This is a genomic window from uncultured Campylobacter sp. (assembly GCF_937890585.1).
Taxonomy (GTDB): Bacteria; Campylobacterota; Campylobacteria; order Campylobacterales; family Campylobacteraceae; genus Campylobacter_A.
In genome coordinates, this window is the sequence record NZ_CALACG010000320.1 from 1 (window position 1) to 2,902 (window position 2,902).

Below are 2,902 nucleotides of genomic sequence, written 5' to 3' on the forward strand. Positions count from 1 at the left end.
TTGCAAGAATTAGAGCCAAAATTAAAATTAGCATTACTAACTGATAGTGAATTTATTGAAATAGAAAAATCAGACTATAATAAAGCCTTCTTTTGCAAATTTATAAAACTCATTTTCGGCGTCAAATTTGCTTTTTATTTTGTAAAAAAATTCATCAAATTTAAATGAAATTTCGTCCGAGTGAAGTAGGAGCCTTTTTGCTCCAGTTAAATTTATCCGTTCACACTCGCTCATCTCTTTATCTAAAATTTTCTCGATCTGCGGACGCGATAAACCATAAAGTGGTTCGCCAAGGATCTTGTGTTTCACATGAAACAAATGCAAGCGAATTTGATGTTGCCTGCCAGTGAATGGGATAGCTCGAATTAAAGTCGTATCGATGTCGTCAAAATACTTTATCGGCAAAATTTTAGTCACCGCATTTTTCCCATTTTCACAAATTTGCATTCGCATCTTCACATCGTCATAGTTGTTCGCTAGATCCATTTTGGCATCGATCGTAAATTCTCGCTCGATCTTGCCCTGTACCATCGCGAGATAGCTTTTAGAAACTTCCCTGTTTTCAAAGATTTTCTTTAGTTTTATCGTAGAATTTCTATCTTTTCCTATAACTATCACGCCGCTTGTTTCAAAGTCCAGCCTATGTGCCACGCTCGCATCTCGCCCAAAAAGTGTGTAAATTTCATCATTTAGCGAGTAGTCGCAGTGTCTGCCATTTGGGTGGCTCAGCACACCACTTGGCTTGTCAAATACCACAAAACTCTCGCACTCAAAGATCGGTTTTAGTCCCTTTGGCTCGGCCTCATAGTCGATCAAAAAGACATCACCAGACAAAATGGCATTTTTCTCGCTCACGACACTGCCGCCACAGATCAGCCTGCCTTTATCGATGAGGCGCTGGGTTTGGCTCATATTAAAGCCATTTTGCAGTAAAATTTCATAAGCTTTTTGATGATCTGCAGTGGCGATAAATTTATTTACATAGGGCAAAAGTGATCCTTTTGAAAAAATGAGCGAGCTATCTTAAGCCCAAATTTATAAGCGTATAACCGACATTTCAGCCCGGATTTTATATAATCAAAACTTAAATTTAGAGAAATTGCATGACGTGATTTCTGGCTCAAAAAGCCAAATTTATACTTTCAGGACAAAAGTAAACTAATACAAAAGGTTCAACAATGGTCGAAAGATACTCACGCAAAGAGATGGCTGAAAAGTGGAGCATACAAGCAAAATACGACGCTTGGCTCAAGGTAGAAAAAGCTGCCGTTAAAGCTTGGAATAAGCTTGGCTTTATAAGCGACGGCGACTGCGAGAAAATTTGCAAAAACGCTAAATTTGAAGTAGCTCGCATCGACGAGATAGAAAAGACGACAAAGCACGATGTTATCGCATTTTTAACAAGCGTCAGCGAGAGCCTTAGCGATGAGAGCAGGTTTGTACACTACGGCATGACCTCAAGTGACTGCATCGACACAGCCGTCGCACTTCAGATGAAAGAGAGCCTAGAGCTCATCATCAGCGACGTAGAGGAGTTCATGCAGGCGGTCAAAAACAGAGCAAACGAGCACAAGCACACGCTCATGGTCGGCAGAAGCCACGGCATCCACGGCGAGCCGATAACTTTTGGCCTAGTGCTTGCCATCTGGTACGACGAGATTGCAAGGGCGCTAAAGCTCATCAAAGACGCAAAAGATACGATCAGCTATGGCAAACTCTCAGGCGCTATGGGAAATTTAGCCCACGCTCCGATGGAATTTGAAGAGCTAACATGCGAGGAGCTTGGTCTCAAAGCCGCCCCAGCGTCAAATCAAGTGATCCAGCGCGACCGCTACGCCCATGTGGTAAGCGCTATCGCAGTTCTAGCCTCTACGTGCGAGAAGATCGCAGTTGCCGTTAGACACTACCAAAGGACTGAAGTTTATGAGGCGGAGGAGTATTTTAGCCCAGGACAAAAGGGCTCAAGCGCCATGCCACATAAACGTAATCCAGTCCTTAGTGAAAACATCACCGGCCTTTGCAGGGTGCTACGCTCATACGTCACGCCTTCTCTTGAAAACGTCGCACTTTGGCATGAGCGCGACATCAGCCACAGCTCGGTTGAGAGATTTATCCTGCCAGATATGTTTATCACGGCTGATTTTATGCTGGTTCGTATCAAAAATTTGATAGCAAATTTAGTCGTCTATCCAGAAAATATGATGAAAAATTTAAATTTAACAGGCGGTTTGGTATTTTCGCAACGTGTGCTTTTACAATTGCCACAACGTGGGATTTCTAGAGAGGACGCCTACAAGATCGTTCAGCGCAACGCCATGAAGGTCTGGGCGGACTTGCAAGAGGGCAAAAAAGCGATCGACGAGCAAGGTCACAGCCTATTTTTACAAAATTTGCTAAACGACGAGGACCTAACTAAGAGCCTTAGCAAAGATGAGATCAAAGAGTGCTTTGACTACAACTACTACACTAAAAATGTAGATAGAATTTTTAAGAGAGTGTTTGGATAATGATTAAGTGTAGATATGATACGTTTTTAAATTTATTGCATAAATTAGTTTTAAGAGAGCTTGCTTGACATCATCGGAAACATCAGATAGATTTAATTTAGCCAATGAAAAACTAAAAGAAATTTTTGGCGATGATAATGTTAGTTGGTCTATTCCATTAAATGACGGTGGAGACAAACAAAAACATATTATAAAACAAGTTTGCCAAATAGATGTACTAGATAATAAAGTATTGCAAGATATTTTAACACAACACAATATAGAATTTAAAAATTGTGAATTTGGATTTTTAAATATAAACGATTTCAAAAATATAGAATTTGATAATTGTAAAATTGAAATGTTTGACTCTAATACATCTAATGTAAATATAAAAGAAAAATTAGTTTTTACAG

The 2,902-nt window shown here is 40.0% G+C and carries 3 protein-coding genes; 2 read left to right on the top strand and 1 reads right to left on the bottom strand.

The features are described from left to right. Positions 1 to 69: 69 nt before the first annotated feature. Positions 70 to 990, bottom strand: coding sequence for an RluA family pseudouridine synthase (locus Q0296_RS09650; protein WP_298039956.1), 921 nt, complete (start codon positions 988 to 990; stop codon positions 70 to 72). Between the two features lie 188 nt (positions 991 to 1,178). Here Q0296_RS09650 and purB point away from each other — a divergent pair, with 188 nt between their 5' ends. Both purB and Q0296_RS09660 read left to right on the top strand, forming a co-directional pair. Beyond that, positions 1,179 to 2,507 carry an adenylosuccinate lyase gene (gene purB / locus Q0296_RS09655; RefSeq protein ID WP_298039958.1) on the top strand — a complete coding sequence of 443 codons (1,329 nt, stop codon included), beginning with the start codon at positions 1,179 to 1,181 and terminating at the stop codon, positions 2,505 to 2,507. Between the two features lie 64 nt (positions 2,508 to 2,571). Next, on the top strand, positions 2,572 to 2,902 hold a 331-nt coding region (locus Q0296_RS09660; RefSeq protein WP_298039960.1), incomplete at its 3' end, for a hypothetical protein.